Source organism: Salinirubellus salinus (assembly GCF_025231485.1).
Classification (GTDB): Archaea; Halobacteriota; Halobacteria; order Halobacteriales; family Haloarculaceae; genus Salinirubellus; species Salinirubellus salinus.
The window spans coordinates 3,936,246-3,951,081 of sequence record NZ_CP104003.1 but is presented as its reverse complement, the minus strand read 5'-3'; the positions used below and the strand labels follow the sequence as shown (position 1 = coordinate 3,951,081).

The window sequence follows — 14,836 nt, the reverse complement described above, 5'->3', positions numbered from 1 at the left end:
GTCACGAGTCCGACCGGTTCTGGCGCTGTCGGAGCGCGACCAGTCCGCCCGCGTCGAGGATCTCGAGCAGGTCGGGAGGGAGGGGACTGAACGTGAACGTCTCGCCGGTCGTGACGTTCTCGACCTCGCCCTCGGCGACGTCGACGCGGAGCGTGTCGCCCGCCGAGACGTGGTCGGTGATGCCGGGGACCGTGGCGATGGGGAGGCCGACGTTGACGGCGTTGCGGTAGAAGATGCGGGCGAACGACTCGGCGACGACGGCCCCGATACCGGCGTTCTTCAGCGCCACGGCCGCGGACTCCCGCGAGGAGCCGAGCCCGAAGTTGCCACCTGCGACGATGACGTCGCCCGGTTCGACGCGCTCGGCGAACTCGGGGTCGTAGCCGCGCAGGGCGTACTCTCCGAGTTCCTCGTCGGGGACGGTCGTCAGGTACTCGCCGGGGATGATCTGGTCGGTGTCCACGTCGGCCGGGAGGACGTGGACGCGGCCCGTTCGCTCCATCATCGTACCTCTCGGGGGTCGGTGATCTCGCCGTAGATGGCCGTCGCGGCGGCCGTCTCCGGGCTCCCGAGGTAGATCTCTCCGGGCCCCATCCGGCCGGGGAAGTTCCGGTTCATCGTCCCGAGGCAGACGTCGCCCTCGCCGAGGATGCCGCCGTGGGCGCCGAAACAGGGACCACAGCCGGGCGGCGAGATGATGCCGCCCGCCTCGACAATGTCGTTGGACAGCCCCTCCTCGTTCAGCCGGAGGAGTGCCTGCTTGCTCCCGGGGACGACGACGAGGTCGGTACCGGGGGCGACCTGCTCGCCGGCCAGGAGGCCGGCGAACGCCGCGAGGTCCTCGTAGGAGCTGTTGTTGCAGCTGCCGACGAACACCTGGTCGACGTGGACGCCGGCGTTCGACTCGACGGTGCTGATGTTGTCGACCTGCGACGGCGTCGCCAGCAGCGGCACGACCTCGCTCGCGTCGAGGTGGACCTCGGCGGCGTACTCGGCGTCCTCGCGGGGGACGACCGGCTCGTAGTCGAGCAGGGCCCGACCCTCGAGGTACGCCTCGGTGGTGTCGTCCGGGGGGACCATCCCCGTCACCGCACCGAGTTCGACCGCGAGGTTCGAGAGCGTGCGACGCTCGTACATCGCCAGCGCCTCGACGCCCTCGCCGTGGTACTCGATCGCGTCGTAGATGGCCCCCTTCGCCGTCAGCCGGCCCATGATGGCGAGGCCGAGGTCCTTCGCGGTGGTCCCCTCGGGCAGGGTGTTCTCGACGACGAGCTTCTTGGTCTCGGGGACGCGCAACCAGAGTTCACCCGAGCCGAGCACCTCGGCGCAGTCGGTGTGGCCGATGCCCGTGGCGTACGCCCCGTAGGCGCCGTGGCTCGTCGTGTGGGAGTCCGCGCCGAGCATGAGCGCACCGGGGACCGAGTACCCCTCCTCGACCAGCACGTTGTGACAGATGCCCGACCCGGCGGGGTGGAAGTGCTCGATGCCCTGCTCGCGGACCCACGCCTCCACCTCGTTCATGTGGTCGGAGATGACCTCGCTCGCGGAGGGGACGTGGTGGTCGAAGACGATGACGACGTTCTCGGGGTGGGCGACCCGGTCGTACCCGAGCTGTGCCATCCGCCCCTTGACGGGGTAGGTCGAGAGGTCGTGTGCGAGCACCCAGTCGGGCTCGACGGTGACGTGTTCGCCCGGTGATACCGACGTTGCGTCCGTGTGCGACGCCAGTATCTGCTGGGCCATGGTACCAGCAGCCATACCCGCTAGTCCAACGGGGGGTAGGATAACCGTTTCCCGGCTCGCGGGGTCACGACTCCCCCGCGAGCAGCTCGCGGACCTCGCTCGTCGGCCGGACGTCGGCGTACTTCATCCACATGTCGAGCAGGCTCGCCCGGTGCGAGAGGTCGACGCGGTCGAACACGCACTCCTCGGGGACGACCACCTTGAACCCGAACTGCTGGGCGTCGACGACCGTGGCGCGCAGACAGCCGCTCGTGGTGTCCCCGACGACGACGAGCGTGTCGACGTCGGCGCGCACGAGGCGCGAGACGAGGTCCGTCCCGAAGAACGCACTCGCGTACCGCTTGTCGACGACGGGTTCGTCGTCCAGCGGGGCGAGTGCGTCGACGATCTGTACCTCGGGGTCGTCGGGGTCGTACGCCGGGGGGACGACCCGGGTGTGAGCGACTGGAATCCCCTGCTCGCGGACGAACTCGACGAACGGGACGAGGTGTTCGAGCGCCCGGTGGGCGACCTCGCCCATGGCGATACGCGACTCCTCGACGGCCTCGGTGATGGGGACGTCCGCGCCGACGGTGACACGCTGGACGTCGACGACCAGCAGCATCGGGCGGTCGCCGACGCCGCGAGTGTCCCAGTTCGACGCCCCCGCCTCGTCGTAGCCGGCCGCTTCGATGACCTCGCGGTCCCGGTCGGACAGCAGGCTGTCCCACGGTCGTTCGGGCATGTGTGGCAGTCACACTCGCGGCCGACTACCTTACCGTTGCGGTCAGCGGGCGAGGAACGAACCGCCACCCTTCTCGACGAGCAGTTCGCCCTCCCTGACGGCGAGTTCGCCGCCGACGACCGTGTGTGTCGCGAGCCCCTGTACCTCGCGGCCGTGGACCGACGACCACCGCGGCTCGCGGGTGTGGAAGAAGTCGTCGTCGACGGTGGCGGTGGCCTCGGTGTCGACGACGACGAGGTCGGCGTCGGACCCCACCGCGATGGCGCCCTTCTGCGGGTAGATGCCGAACCGCTTCGCGTTGTTGGTGGAACACACCTCGACTAGCCGCTCCATCGAGATGCGGTTCTGGTTGTAGCCCTCGGTGAGCATCATCGGGAGGAGGAACTCCAGCCCGGGCTGGATACCCGGCGGGGCGTCCCAGAGGTGCGGCCCGTGCTGGCCCTCGCCCATCTCGTGTTCCTCGACGCTGGTGGCGATGTGGTCGGTGCCGACGTGGTCGACGACACCACGGCGGATGGCGGCCCAGAGCGCCTCCTGGTGGTGGGGTTCGCGCAGCGGGGGCGACACCTTCCCCCAGACGCCGAGGTCGTCCTCGACGGTGTTCGCGAGGAACGTGACGAGCGTCTCACCGCTCACGCGGACGCCCTTCTCCTGCCAGCGCTCGGTCGCCTCGACGCCCTCCGCGCTGGAGATGTGGACGACGTAGGCGTCGGCGTCCGTGAACCGGGTGAGGTGGCCGATCTGGTCGATCTGCATCGCCTCGGCCGCCGGTGGCGAGGCGTCGGCCCACGCCCGCAGGTCGTGGCTGCCGGACGCCTTCGCGTCGCGCTCACACTCCCGCTGTAACTCCGCGTTCTCCGCGTGGAACATGCCGACGGCACCCGGGATGTCAGACACCTGCGAGAGCACGCGAGAGACGCGGTCGGCCTCGCACGGCTCGATGTCGATATCCGTGTACTTGTACATGTTGTAGAACATCTTGAACGAGGTGACGCCCGCCGCCGCGAGGTCACGGACCTCGTCGATGTGGTGGGCGTGGCTCATCACCATGTGGAAGCCGAAGTCCGTGTACGAGTTCGCCTCACCCAGTTCGCGGTAGTGGTCGAGGTCGGGAACGTAGTGACCCTCCTGCTCGACGAAGTTGAACAGGGTCGTGACGCCGCCGTGGATGGCACCGCGGGTCTCGGTCTCGAAGTCGATCTCGAGCTGTTCGGGATAGCCCAGGTCCCGCCGGCCGAGGTGGACGTGTGGGTCGACGAGCCCCGGGAGACAGAAGTTCCCCCCGGCGTCGACGTCGGTGTCGCCCTCGGGGAGGGTCGCGTCGGCACCCACGGCTACGACGACGCCGTCGTCACAGGCGACCCCGCCGTGGATAGTGCCGGAGGGCGTGACGACCCGTGCGTTGCGCACGACGAGGTCTACGGTACTCGTTGGCATGGTTGCTATCCACCGGCAGCCGACAAAAGACTACGGGTCGGCCGTGTCGACGGGCACCTCGACGGCCAGCAAGGGCGCGTGCTGCTGCGCGCCGTAGAGGTCGGGGTCGCCCGGGCCCCCCGCGACGTGCTCGCGGGGGAACGTCGCCTTGAACGCCAGTCCCGGCTCGTAGACGAAGAAGCGCACGTCCTCTACCGGGAGCCCGTAGCGGTCGGCGACGGTCGCCGCCGAGAGCACCTCCGCGTCGCGGACGGCCTCGAACGTCGCGTAGTCGTGGAACAGGACGTCGACGGTGACGTAGTGGACGCCGGCGTTCTTGCTGCGGACCACGTCGGCGAGGTCGCCGAGTCTCATCCGCTCCCCTCCACGGGCCGGACCTCGACGCGGAACGGGTCGAGCGGGTCGTCGACCTCGAGCCGGTGCCAGATGGAGAACTCGTAGGCCGGGCTCACGGGCGCGTGTGCCGGCGAGGTCGGGAACGCGGCGTTCCCGGCCGTGGTCTGTCGCCCCGGGAAGTCACTCACGAACAGCGTGTACGTGAACTCCTCCAGCAGGTCGTCGACCGTCTCGGCGTCCGGTCCGACCGCCTCGACGAACAGCCCGACCTCGTGGCCGGGGTCGGGCGTCGGTTCTCGCTCGCCCATCACGCCGTCCCGCCCGTAGACGCGGACGTCGAGCGAGAACGCGTCGACATCCAGCCGCTCGGCCTTCCGTTCGGTCTTCGTTCGCGCCGTGGCGAGCAGGTCGTCGAGCTGCCGGATGGCGGTCGGGTCCCGGATTCCCGCGGCCGCGACGCCCCGGTGGCCGACCCATCGCGCCCCCTCCAGTTTCACGGTGTAGTTCTCGGCACGGGTGAACCGCGAGCCCGAGACGCGGACGGTGCGGTCGTCGACGGCGTCGTAGCTCGCCGCACTGGTGTCGAGGACGCCCCGCGGCTCGACGAACCGGGTCGGGTCGGCCGTCTCGTACAACAGGTGCGAGGCGACCGTGAGCGGGTCCGTCCGCTTCTCGGGGTTGGTCGGGGTCACGGTGAACGACTCGTCCGTGAGTGTCCCGAGGATGCAGTCGCCGCCCCGCGGTTCGGCGATGAGCGCGCCGCACTCGATGGTCTTCGCGAGATGGGTCGCCAGCCCCTCGTGGTAGCCCTCGCGCAGCGGCACGGCCTTGTAGATGGCCACGTCCGAACACCGGCCGGCGACGACCACGTCCGCGCCGCGGTCGAGCGCCTCGACGAACACCTCCGGGCCGGCCATCGCCACCACGCGTTCGCTGGACTCGACGGTCGCGGCGTCCAGTTCGGGCGACTCGTCGAGCGGCGTCACGCGGCCGGCGTCGATGGCGTCGCGGACGGCGTCGGTCGACTGCTCGCTCCAGACGACGCCCAGGTCGAAGTCCAGCCCCTCCTCTCGGGCGAGTTCCGCCACGAGGTCGACGGTCCACTCGACGTGCGTGTCCGCACCGGCCGTCGCGGCCGACCCGACGAGCAGCGGGACGTCGGCGGCGAGGCAGTGGGTCAGGAGGACCCGGTAGACCCCCTTCACCGCGCGACGCGAGGAGTGCATGTTCTCGCCGGAGCCGAGGAAGTGCGGGCCGCCGTCGGTCGAGCCGGCGTCGACGCCGACGAAGGCGGGGTCGTGCGCCAGTCCACGCACCAGCGATTCGGTCGGGAAGCCGTTGCCGTGCATCAGCCCGTTCAGCGAGAGACAGCGGAGGGTCATCGTTCGGGTCCGAACGTCTCCAGGACCCGCCGTTCGAGTTCGGGGCTCGCGCCCGTCGGGGCGCGGACGATAGGGAGGTCGACGCCCGCCTCGCGCAGCTCGTCGATACGTGCCCGGCACGCGTCGGGGGTCCCGGCGACGGCCAGCGTGTCGACGAACGCGTCGCTGATGCTCGCGGCGCCCTCGGGCGTCGAGTCGGCGTCCTTGACGGCGGCGACCTCGTCGGCGAAACCCGCCTCCTCGGCCGGGCGGTCGTAGTAGCCGGGGATGTCCCGGATGTAGTACGCGATGTGCTCGGCGGCCCGTCGTCGGGCCGCGTCGGGGTCCTCGTCCGGCACCGTGAGGACGTACATCGCGACGTCCACGTCGTCGACCGACCGACCGGCCCGTTCGGCCCCGGTCTCGAGCCACCCGAGCGCCGTCTCGAACCCGTCCATCGGGAACAGGTTCGGGAGCCAGCCGTCGGCGACCTGTCCCGTCAGCCGGACGTTGCCCGGCCCGAGCGCTGCGTTGTAGATGGGAACGTCCGCACGCACCGGCTCGAACGCCTCCCAGAAACTCGTCCGCGCCGGCGTGAAGAACTCACCCTCGAACGAGGACGCGTCGCCGCGGAGGTAGCGCCGGACCAGTTCGACGTACTCGTGGAGGCGACGGAGCGGGCGGTCGAACGCCGCGCCGTGGAAGCCCTCGACGACGCCCGGGTGCGCCACGCCCAGCCCCAGGATCGCCCGGCCGTCCGAGTGCGCGTCGAGCGTCGCCGTCGCCTGCGCGAGCGCGGCGGGCGTACGGGAGAACACGTTGACGATGCCGGTCGCGAGCCCGACGTCCTCCGTGACGGTCGCCCACCGCTCCAGTTTCCCGAACGCGGTCTTGCCCTGCCCCTCCGCGGCCCAGACGCTCTCGTAGCCAAGTTCCTCTGCCCGCTGGACGAGGTCGAGGTCGTCGGTGAGCGCGAACAGCACGCCGGTGCGAGTCATACGACCCCGTCGACAGCGAGGTCGTTCCAGATGTCGACGCGCTGGATGCGCCCGTCTTCGACCTCGTAGACGTCGACGTAGCGGACGCCCTCGAACGCCTCGCCGTCGTTGTCGACGCCGTAGAGCGTGCCGATGCTCACGACCGCCGTCTCCGTCTCGAGCCAGCGGTCGAACTCCTTCGCGGCCCACTCGTAGCGCGGCGCGAGGTGGGCGAGGAACTCGCTCGCGGCGTCCGGCCCCTCGAACCTCGCATCGGGGAGCGTGATGACCGCGTCGTCGGCGAACAGTTCACCGACCGTCTCGCGCCGTTCGTCTTCCATGCGGGCGAAGAACTCCTCCGCCACTGCCCGTGGTGTGGGAGTAGCTGGCATCCGAACTGTGGCTGGGCGGCGGGGTAGCAAAAGCGTTGTCTCTGGTGTGTCGTGGTACCACGGGACGAACCACTTATCCCACCCGGCGAGGAACCCTCGACGATGCCAGACAGGCCGCTGTCCGACCTGACGGTGATAGACTGCTCGACGCTCATCGCCGGACCGATGGCCGCGACGTTCATGGCCGACTTCGGCGCGGAGGTCATCAAGGTCGAACACCCCGCGGTCGGCGACTCGATACGGAACTTCGGCCGGGAGGGGCAGGCGCTCTCGTGGAAGTGGCTGGGTCGGAACAAGCGGAGCGTCGGACTCGACCTGAGCGACCCCGACGGCGCGGAGACGTTCAAGAATCTCGTCGCCGACGCCGACGTGGTCATCGAGGGGTTCCGCCCCGGGACGATGGAGCGATGGGGCCTCGGGTGGGAGACGCTCCGCGAGGTGAACCCCGGACTCGTCTTCGTCCGCACGAGCGGCTTCGGGCAGACCGGCCGCTACCGCGAACGGCCGGGGTTCGGCACGCTCGCGGAGGCGATGAGCGGCTTCGCCGAGGTGACGGGGTTCCCGGACAAGCCACCGACGCTCCCGTCGCTGGGGCTCGCGGACGCCATCGCCGCCTGTTACTCGACGTGGGCCGCGACGTTCGCGCTCTACCACCGCGACGTGAACGGCGGCGAGGGACAGGTCGTCGACACCAGCCTCGTCGAGCCGCTGTTCTCCATCATGGGGCGACTCACCGTCGACTACAGCGTCAACGGCACCGTCAAGACCCGCACGGGCAACCGGAGTGCCTACTCCGCGCCCCGGAACACCTACGAGACGAAGGACGGCCGCTGGGTCGCCATCTCCGGGAGCGCCGAGAGCGTCGCCAAGCGCATCCTGCGCGCGGTCGGTGGAGAGGAACTGGCCGAGGACCCGCGGTTCGCCACGGCCTCGAAGCGACTCGATCACGGCGACGAACTCGACGCCATCATCGCCGACTGGATGGCCGAGCGCGACCGTGAGGAGATCCTCCGCGTGTTCGAGGAACACGAGGCGGCCATCGGTCCCGTCTACGACACCGCCGACATCTTCGACGACGACTACTTCTGGGAGCGCGGCGCGCTCGAACGGGTCGACGACGACGAGCACCCCGACCTCGTGATGCCGGGGGTCGTCCCTCACCTCTCGGCGACCCCGGGCCGCATCGACCACGCGGGGCGCGACCTCGGGGCCGACACGATGGCCGTGCTCACCGAGCGGGCCGGCCTGTCGGAGGCGGACGTCCACGAACTCGAAGCCCGAGGGGTGGTGCGGCTTGGTTGAGCGGCTGCGACGCAGTTTCCTCTACACGCCCGGTGACTCGCCGGAGATGATGGCGAAGGCCGCCGACGCTGGGGCCGACGCCGTCACGGTCGACCTCGAGGACGCGGTCCGGCCCGAGGACAAGCCGCAGGCCCGCGAGAACCTCCGGGCGGTCCGCGAGACGGCCGACTTCGGCGAGACGGAGCTGTCCGTGCGGGTGAACGAGTTCGGGACCGACCACTGGACGGCGGACCTCGACGCCGCGGTCGCCGCCGGCGTCGACACGGTGACGCTCCCGATGGTCGAGACGCCGCGAGCGGTCGAGGAGACGGTCGCGGCGCTCGACGACCTGACGGACGACCCGCCGGAGCTGGTGCTGTTGCTCGAATCCCCGGCAGGCGTGTTCGCCGGACGCGAGATCGCCGAGGCGGCGGCGGGATTACCACGGGTGACCGGGCTCTCGTTCGGCGTCGGCGACTACGCGCGGGCGACCGGCGGCGAGCCGACCTCCACTCGCGTCCGGGAGTTCCTGAGCCACCGAATCGTCGGGTTCGCGGCCATCGGCCGGCTCCAGCCGGTCTCGTCCGTGTACCCGGACCCGACCGACCTCGACGCACTGCGCGAGGTCGCGGCTCGAGCCGCCGAGGTCGGCTTCGTCGGCCAGTCGGTCATCCACCCGCGACAGGTCCCCGTCGTCAACGAGGTGTTCACGCCCGACCCGGAGGCGGTGGCGACGGCCCGCACGCACGTCGAGGCCTACGACGCGTCCGACCGAGGCGCGTTCGTCCACGAGGGCACGTTCCTCGACGAGGCGCTGGTCGAGCGCTACCGCCGGCTCGTCGCCCGGGCCGACGCCATCGCCGCCGCCGACCACTGACCCGCAGATACACTTATTACACCGACACGGAAAGCATCGTGTGAGTAGTCCACATGACCGAGCGAGACACGATACTCGGGGCGAGCGACCGCGAGGTGCTCGCCGCGACCGACGAGAAGCCGTTGCCGGGGCTGACTCCACGGTGCGAGTCAGGCCGGCATCCGGTCGTGCTGGCGATCGACCTCCAGCGACACCTGTTCGGCGACGACGTCCCCATCGAGCAGTCCGTCGAGGGCTACCGGACCTCGATGGGGGCGGTCGCGTATCGGGCGCTCGAACACATCGAACCCCTGCTGGCGGCCGCTCACGACGCCGATATCCCGGTCGTCTACACCCGCGTCGTCCCCGGGGCGAGGAGCGGACTCGGTCCCGACGACATCGGCCTCACCGACGGCCTGGCGGTCCGCGACGACGACCTCGTGCTCGACAAATCGTACTCGAGTGCGTTCTACGGCACCGACCTCACCGCGCGACTCGTCCGTGCGGACGTCGACACCGTCGTCGTCCTCGGCTGCTCGGCGAGCGGCTGCGTCCGGTCGACCGCACTCGACGCGGCCCAGCTCGGGTTCGCCGTCCTCGTCCCCCGGGAGTGCGTGTTCGACCGGGTGCAGGCCTCGACGGCGGTCGCGCTGCTGGACATCGACGAGCGGTACGGCCACGTCCGGGACGCGGACGACGTGACCAGCTACCTCCGGGAGGCGGCGGCGTGAGCCACGATCTCGTCGTCCGCAACGGGACGGTCGTCTCGGTCGAACACGGCACCTTCCGCGCGGACGTGGCGGCCGACGACGGCGTCGTCTCGGCCATCGCCCGTCCGGGGGCGCTCGACGGCGACGAGGTCGTCGACGCCACCGGCAAGCACGTCCTCCCCGGCGCCATCGACCCGCACGTCCACTACGGGCTGTACCGCGATTACGCGACGGACCACGAGACGGAGACGCACGGCGACCTCGTCGGCGGCGTGACGACCGTCGGGAACATCTTCCGGCGGCCGGGAACGTACACCGACATCATGGACGGCTACTTCGAGCAGAGCGAGGCCAACAGCTACCACGACTACTTCTACACGCTGGGCATCCTCTCGCCGGAGCACGTCGCCGAGATCCCCGACATCGTCGCGGACCTCGGGATTACCACGTTCAAGTGGTACTACCTCTACAAGTACATGACCCGGACGAAGTTCGGGCTGGACAACGACCTGACCGACGACGTCGGCGACGGGATGATCCAGGCGCTCGCGGGGGTCGACGCACCGACGACGCTGGGCTACCACGCCGAGAACGTCGAGATCACGCGGTCCATCCTGGAGCCGGGCGACCCGGACGCCGACTACCACGCCTTCCGCGAGCGCTACCCCGGGTACGCCGAGACGCAGAGCATGGTCGCGGGCGCGTCGCTCGCGAAGCTCCACGACTACGACGAGAGCTTCTACACGGTCCACATCTCCTCGGCCGGGACGGCGGACGAGATCGCCGCGCTCCGGGCGGCCGGCTACGACCTCTGGGGCGAGACCTGCCCGCAGTACCTCGTCTACACGGCCGACGACTGCGACGCGCGGATGAAGGTGACGCCACCGATGCGCGACGCGACGGACCGCGAGACCCTCTGGAGACGGCTCGCCGACGGCACGCTCTCGTGTATCGGCACCGACCACGTCTGCAACACGCTCGACGAGAAGCTGGGTGACGACCTCTGGGAGACCGGCCTCGCGTTCTCGGGCACCCAGACCATGCTCCCGCTCGTCCTCTCGGAAGGGGTGAACGAGGGCCGTATCTCGCTGGAGCGGGCGGTCGCGGTGACGAGCACGAACACGGCGAAGGCGTGGAACCTCTACCCGAAGAAGGGGACCATCCGCGTGGGCAGCGACGCCGACCTCGTGGTCGTCGACCTCGACGAGACGAAGACTGTCACGCCCGAACTCCTGCAGGCCGGGTCGGACTACTCCATCTACGAGGGGATGGCGGTCACCGGCTGGCCGACCCACACCATCGTCCGCGGTCGCGTGGTGTTCGAGGAGGGCGAGGTCACGGGCGAGAAGGGGTACGGGACGCACGTCGACCGGCCGGTCTGATACCGACGACGGGACGGCTCCTCGGTCACTCGGTCAGCGACTCGCGGGCGTGGATGCCCGCCAGCCGGCCGAAGCCGAGTGCGGCGGTGAGCCCGTTGCCCGAGAGGTACCCACCCGCACCGTGGCCGCTGACCCCGTTGGCTACCCCACCGCCCGCGTAGAGGTTCTCGACCGCGCTCCCGTCCTCCCGGAGCACGCGGGCGTCCTCGTCCACCACGAGTCCGCCCTGTGTGTGGAACAGCGCACCCGTCACGCGCGTCCCGTAGTACGGAGGCGAGAGGGTGTGGACGCCGTCCTCGCGGCCGACCTCGTCCGGCTCGCCGGCTTCGACGGCGGCGTTGTACGCCTCCAGCGACGCCTCGGCCCTGTCGGCGTCGACGTCGAACACCGCACACAGCTCTGCAACCGTCTCGGCCTCGGTGTACGCACCGAGTTCGACGGCCTCGTCGAAGTCGTCGAACTGCCCGGTCAGTTTCTCGAAGATGCGTTCGTCGAAGATCTCGTAGGCGACGCCGCCGGGCTGCCGGAGCACGTCCACCGCGAACTCCGAGTAGCCCGCCGACTCGTCGCCGAACCGCTCGCCGTCCTCGTTGACGAGGATGCCGCCGTTCATCACGATGGCGTACGTCGAGAGCGCCCCCGTGTCCCGCGCGACCGTCGCGTGACCCTGGTAGGAGTCCATGTAGGCGAGGTCGCCGCCGAGATCCGCGCCGAACCGGATGCCGTCACCGGTGTTGCCGTCCGACCCGAAGTAGAGCGCCTCCTCGATCTCCTCGTCGCAGTACTCACGGATCATCCGTCGGTTGCCGCCGAAGCCGTCGGTCGCGAGGATGACCTTCGCCGCGGCGATGTACTCCTCGCGGCGGTCGCCGGCGACGACCCCGGCGACGGCCCCGTCCTCGGCGACGAGCTTGGTGACCGGCGCGTTCGTCAGCAACTCGACGTTCTCGCGCGCCTCCAGGAGTTCGACCAGCTCGGCGACGAGGTTCGCCCCGTTGTTCCCCACGGGGGCGTGCATCCGGAACTCCGAGTGTTTCGGGTACTTGAAGTCGTCCACGAGGTGGAGGTTGACCCCCCAGTCGTCGACGAGCCAGTGGATGAGGTTCACGCTCTCGCGGGCGAGGTGGTGGACTAGCTCCTCGTCCGCCTCGTAGTGGTTCTTCTCGAGGATGTCGCGGGCCATGTCCGCGGGCGTCTCCTCGATGCCCTTCTCCTCCTGGAGGTGCGTCCCCGCTGCCGGGATCATCCCCGTGGAGAGCGAGGTGTTGCCGCCCGGTTCGGGTGCCTTCTCCAGGACGGTCACCGTGAGGTCGGGGTTCTCACAGGCCGCGAGTGCGGCGACGAGCCCCGTCCCCCCGGCGCCGGCGACCAGGACGTCCGTCTCCACGTCCCACGCCACGTCCGCCGCGTCGAGCACTTCCTGCCGGTCGTCGCTGAGCGTCGGTTGCTCGGACTCACTCATGTCTCTCACGGCGTGTCCGGCGGTTGTAAACGTATCGCATGGAGGACGGCCCCGGCACGAAATTTTATACTGGCTGCCGTCAGAGTCCGGGTGTGAATCTTACACATGACTGAGCGAATCTGGGAGGACCTGCTCTCCGAGCAGGACAAGCAGGTCATCACGAAGGCAGGGTACGACAAGGAGGGGGCGTCGTCGTGGGAGTCCCGTGGCCTCGGTGAGAATCCGATGGTACTGGTCATCGACATGCAGCAACTCATCGTCGGCGACGACGAGCCGATCCTCGACGCCGTCGAGCAGTACCGGACCGCGATGGGCGAGATCGCGTGGCGGGCCATCGACCACATGGAACCGTTCCTCGAGTTCGTCCGCGAGCACGACATCCCCATCACGTACACCCGGGTGGTGCCGTCGAGCTACGACGACCCCGACCACCCGGACCTCGCCATCGTCGACCCGGTCGCCCCGGAGGAGGGCGACACGGTCATCGACAAGTCGTACGCGAGCGCGTTCTACGGGACCGACCTCGTCTCGCGGCTCATCCGCGCGGACGTCGACACCGTCGTCATCGTCGGGAACTCGACGTCGGGCTGCGTCCGTGCAACCGCCGTCGACGCGCAGTCCAACGGGTTCAACGTCGTGCTCCCGCAGGAGTGCATCTTCGACCGCATCGAAGCGTCGCACAAGATCGGCCTGCTCGACCTCTGGATGAAGTACGCCGAGGTCCTGGAGGTCGAGGAAGTGAAGTCGTACCTCGACGAGATGGGGGTGTTGGCATGACCTACGACCTCGTGATCCGGAACGGGACGGTCGTCTCGGTGGAGCACGGCACGTTCGAGGCGGACGTGGCGGCCGACGACGGCGTCGTCTCGGCCATCGCCCGTCCGGGGGCGCTCGACGGCGACGAGGTCGTCGACGCCACCGGCAAGCACGTCCTTCCGGGGGCCATCGACCCACACACCCACCACGGGATCTACCGCGGGCTGGACGAGGACGCCGAGAGCGAGTCGCGTTCGGACCTCGTCGGCGGCGTGACGACCATCGGGAACTACTTCCGGCGGGGTGCCTCCTACGAGGAGGTCATGCCCGGCTACTTCGAGGAGGCAGAACCCAACTACTACCACGACTACTTCTTCTCGCTCGGCCTGCTCTCGTTCGAGCACATCGAGGAGATACCCTACCTCGTAGAGGAACTCGGCATCACGACGTTCAAGTGGTACATGAACTACAAGTACGCCGCCGGGGAGAAGTTCGGCGTCGACTGCGACATGCTCGACGACTACGGCGACGCGTTCATCCAGAAGCTCGCCGAGCAGGACGCGCCGACGACGCTCGGTTACCACTCCGAGAACGTCGAGATCACGAACGGCCTCGCCGGCGGCAACGTCTACGTCACCTCCGAGAGCGACGACACGGAGGCGGACCCCGACGAGGGGTACGAGGTGATGGTCGAGGAGTTCCCCGGGTACGCCGAGACGCAGAGCATGGTCGCGGGCGCGTCGCTCGCGAAGCTCCACGACTACGACGAGAGCTTCTACGCCGTCCACATCTCCTCGGCGAAAACGGCGAACGAACTCGCCGCGCTCCGGGCGGCCGGCTACGACCACTGGGGCGAGACCTGCCCCCACTACCTCTGCTTGACCACGGAGGAGTGCGACGAGCGGATGAAGGTGAACCCCCCGGTCAGGTCGCAACACGACCAGGACGTCCTCTGGGAGCGCCTCGCCGACGGCACCATCTCCTGTATCGGGACCGACCACTGTGCGAACGTCTCGGAGACGAAGTTCGGTGAGGGCATCCGCGACAGCGCCCTCGGCTTCCCGAGCACCCCCGTCATGCTCCCGCTCGTCCTCTCGGAAGGGGTGAACGAGGGCCGTATCTCGCTGGAGCGGGCGGTCGCGGTGACGAGCACGAACACGGCGAAGGCGTGGAACCTCTACCCGAAGAAGGGGACCATCCGCGTGGGCAGCGACGCCGACCTCGTGGTCGTCGACCTCGACGAGACGAAGACCGTCACGCCCGAACTCCTGCAGGGGGCGGCCGACTACTCACCGTACGACGGCCGCGAGGTCACCGGCTGGCCGACCCACACCATCGTCCGCGGTCGGCTGGCGTACGCCGAGGGCGAGGTCGTCGGGGAGAAGGGGTACGGCACACACATCGACCGCCCCATCTGAG

General features: G+C 69.4%; 15 protein-coding genes. 6 read left to right on the top strand and 9 right to left on the bottom strand.

The features are described 5' to 3' along the window. Position 1: 1 nt before the first annotated feature. The 8 genes from N0B31_RS20525 to N0B31_RS20490 are packed head-to-tail and all read right to left on the bottom strand — an operon-like array spanning position 2 to position 6,970. Positions 2-505, bottom strand: a complete 504-nt coding sequence (locus tag N0B31_RS20525; protein WP_260593513.1) for a 3-isopropylmalate dehydratase small subunit — start codon at positions 503-505, stop codon at positions 2-4. Next, a complete protein-coding gene (locus N0B31_RS20520; protein WP_260593512.1) occupies positions 502-1,758 on the bottom strand; it encodes a 3-isopropylmalate dehydratase large subunit in 1,257 nt (418 codons plus the stop codon). The genes N0B31_RS20525 and N0B31_RS20520 overlap by 4 nt, the downstream gene beginning before the upstream one ends. 49 nt (positions 1,759-1,807) lie before the next feature. Further along, on the bottom strand, positions 1,808-2,467 hold the full coding sequence (locus N0B31_RS20515) for an isochorismatase family protein (protein WP_260593511.1): 660 nt from the start codon (positions 2,465-2,467) through the stop codon (positions 1,808-1,810). A 42-nt stretch (positions 2,468-2,509) separates the two neighbouring features. Then, entirely contained in the window at positions 2,510-3,904 is a 1,395-nt protein-coding gene (locus N0B31_RS20510) for a dihydroorotase (RefSeq protein WP_260593510.1), read from the bottom strand. Between the two features lie 30 nt (positions 3,905-3,934). Further along, on the bottom strand, positions 3,935-4,258 hold the full coding sequence (locus N0B31_RS20505) for a DUF4387 domain-containing protein (RefSeq protein ID WP_260593509.1): 324 nt from the start codon (positions 4,256-4,258) through the stop codon (positions 3,935-3,937). Beyond that, a complete protein-coding gene (locus tag N0B31_RS20500; RefSeq protein WP_260593508.1) occupies positions 4,255-5,622 on the bottom strand; it encodes an acyclic terpene utilization AtuA family protein in 1,368 nt (455 codons plus the stop codon). The genes N0B31_RS20505 and N0B31_RS20500 overlap by 4 nt, the downstream gene beginning before the upstream one ends. After that, positions 5,619-6,599 (bottom strand): LLM class flavin-dependent oxidoreductase, encoded by a 981-nt coding sequence (locus N0B31_RS20495; protein ID WP_260593507.1) that lies wholly within the window; start codon positions 6,597-6,599, stop codon positions 5,619-5,621. Before N0B31_RS20495 ends, N0B31_RS20500 begins: the two co-directional genes overlap by 4 nt. Continuing rightward, positions 6,596-6,970 carry a nuclear transport factor 2 family protein gene (locus tag N0B31_RS20490; protein WP_260593506.1) on the bottom strand — a complete coding sequence of 125 codons (375 nt, stop codon included), beginning with the start codon at positions 6,968-6,970 and terminating at the stop codon, positions 6,596-6,598. Before N0B31_RS20490 ends, N0B31_RS20495 begins: the two co-directional genes overlap by 4 nt. 102 nt (positions 6,971-7,072) lie before the next feature. Between N0B31_RS20490 and N0B31_RS20485 the strand changes: the two genes are divergently transcribed. Genes N0B31_RS20485 through N0B31_RS20470 form a run of 4 tightly spaced genes read left to right on the top strand, consistent with a single transcriptional unit; the run spans position 7,073 to position 11,199 of the window. Continuing rightward, the gene (locus tag N0B31_RS20485) at positions 7,073-8,272 is read left to right on the top strand and encodes a CaiB/BaiF CoA transferase family protein (protein WP_260593505.1); all 1,200 of its coding nucleotides are present in this window, start codon (positions 7,073-7,075) and stop codon (positions 8,270-8,272) included. Next, positions 8,265-9,128 carry an HpcH/HpaI aldolase/citrate lyase family protein gene (locus N0B31_RS20480; protein ID WP_260593504.1) on the top strand — a complete coding sequence of 288 codons (864 nt, stop codon included), beginning with the start codon at positions 8,265-8,267 and terminating at the stop codon, positions 9,126-9,128. Before N0B31_RS20485 ends, N0B31_RS20480 begins: the two co-directional genes overlap by 8 nt. Positions 9,129-9,181: 53 nt before the next feature. Beyond that, positions 9,182-9,838 carry an isochorismatase family protein gene (locus tag N0B31_RS20475; RefSeq protein ID WP_260593503.1) on the top strand — a complete coding sequence of 219 codons (657 nt, stop codon included), beginning with the start codon at positions 9,182-9,184 and terminating at the stop codon, positions 9,836-9,838. Further along, positions 9,835-11,199 carry a dihydroorotase gene (locus tag N0B31_RS20470; protein ID WP_260593502.1) on the top strand — a complete coding sequence of 455 codons (1,365 nt, stop codon included), beginning with the start codon at positions 9,835-9,837 and terminating at the stop codon, positions 11,197-11,199. The genes N0B31_RS20475 and N0B31_RS20470 overlap by 4 nt, the downstream gene beginning before the upstream one ends. 25 nt (positions 11,200-11,224) lie before the next feature. Here N0B31_RS20470 and N0B31_RS20465 read toward each other — a convergent pair whose 3' ends face one another. Continuing rightward, a complete protein-coding gene (locus N0B31_RS20465; RefSeq protein ID WP_260593501.1) occupies positions 11,225-12,661 on the bottom strand; it encodes an FAD-dependent oxidoreductase in 1,437 nt (478 codons plus the stop codon). 105 nt (positions 12,662-12,766) lie between these two features. Here N0B31_RS20465 and N0B31_RS20460 point away from each other — a divergent pair, with 105 nt between their 5' ends. Further along, on the top strand, positions 12,767-13,438 hold the full coding sequence (locus N0B31_RS20460; RefSeq protein ID WP_260593500.1) for an isochorismatase family protein: 672 nt from the start codon (positions 12,767-12,769) through the stop codon (positions 13,436-13,438). Then, complete coding sequence (locus N0B31_RS20455) at positions 13,435-14,835, top strand: dihydroorotase (protein ID WP_260593499.1); 1,401 nt, start codon at positions 13,435-13,437, stop codon at positions 14,833-14,835. Before N0B31_RS20460 ends, N0B31_RS20455 begins: the two co-directional genes overlap by 4 nt. The last annotated feature ends 1 nt before the right edge of the window (position 14,836 follow it).

Excerpts from the sequence above, each read along its gene's own strand:
- N0B31_RS20495 (WP_260593507.1), bottom strand. The coding sequence starts at position 6,599 with ATGACTCGCACCGGCGTGCTGTTCGCGCTCACCGACGACCTCGACCTC.
- N0B31_RS20465 (WP_260593501.1), bottom strand. The coding sequence starts at position 12,661 with ATGAGTGAGTCCGAGCAACCGACGCTCAGCGACGACCGGCAGGAAGTG.
- N0B31_RS20505 (WP_260593509.1), bottom strand. The coding sequence starts at position 4,258 with ATGAGACTCGGCGACCTCGCCGACGTGGTCCGCAGCAAGAACGCCGGC.
- N0B31_RS20475 (WP_260593503.1), top strand. The coding sequence starts at position 9,182 with ATGACCGAGCGAGACACGATACTCGGGGCGAGCGACCGCGAGGTGCTC.
- N0B31_RS20500 (WP_260593508.1), bottom strand. The coding sequence starts at position 5,622 with ATGACCCTCCGCTGTCTCTCGCTGAACGGGCTGATGCACGGCAACGGC.
- N0B31_RS20485 (WP_260593505.1), top strand. The coding sequence starts at position 7,073 with ATGCCAGACAGGCCGCTGTCCGACCTGACGGTGATAGACTGCTCGACG.
- N0B31_RS20455 (WP_260593499.1), top strand. The coding sequence starts at position 13,435 with ATGACCTACGACCTCGTGATCCGGAACGGGACGGTCGTCTCGGTGGAG.
- N0B31_RS20460 (WP_260593500.1), top strand. The coding sequence starts at position 12,767 with ATGACTGAGCGAATCTGGGAGGACCTGCTCTCCGAGCAGGACAAGCAG.
- N0B31_RS20490 (WP_260593506.1), bottom strand. The coding sequence starts at position 6,970 with ATGCCAGCTACTCCCACACCACGGGCAGTGGCGGAGGAGTTCTTCGCC.
- N0B31_RS20520 (WP_260593512.1), bottom strand. The coding sequence starts at position 1,758 with ATGGCTGCTGGTACCATGGCCCAGCAGATACTGGCGTCGCACACGGAC.
- N0B31_RS20510 (WP_260593510.1), bottom strand. The coding sequence starts at position 3,904 with ATGCCAACGAGTACCGTAGACCTCGTCGTGCGCAACGCACGGGTCGTC.
- N0B31_RS20515 (WP_260593511.1), bottom strand. The coding sequence starts at position 2,467 with ATGCCCGAACGACCGTGGGACAGCCTGCTGTCCGACCGGGACCGCGAG.
- N0B31_RS20525 (WP_260593513.1), bottom strand. The coding sequence starts at position 505 with ATGATGGAGCGAACGGGCCGCGTCCACGTCCTCCCGGCCGACGTGGAC.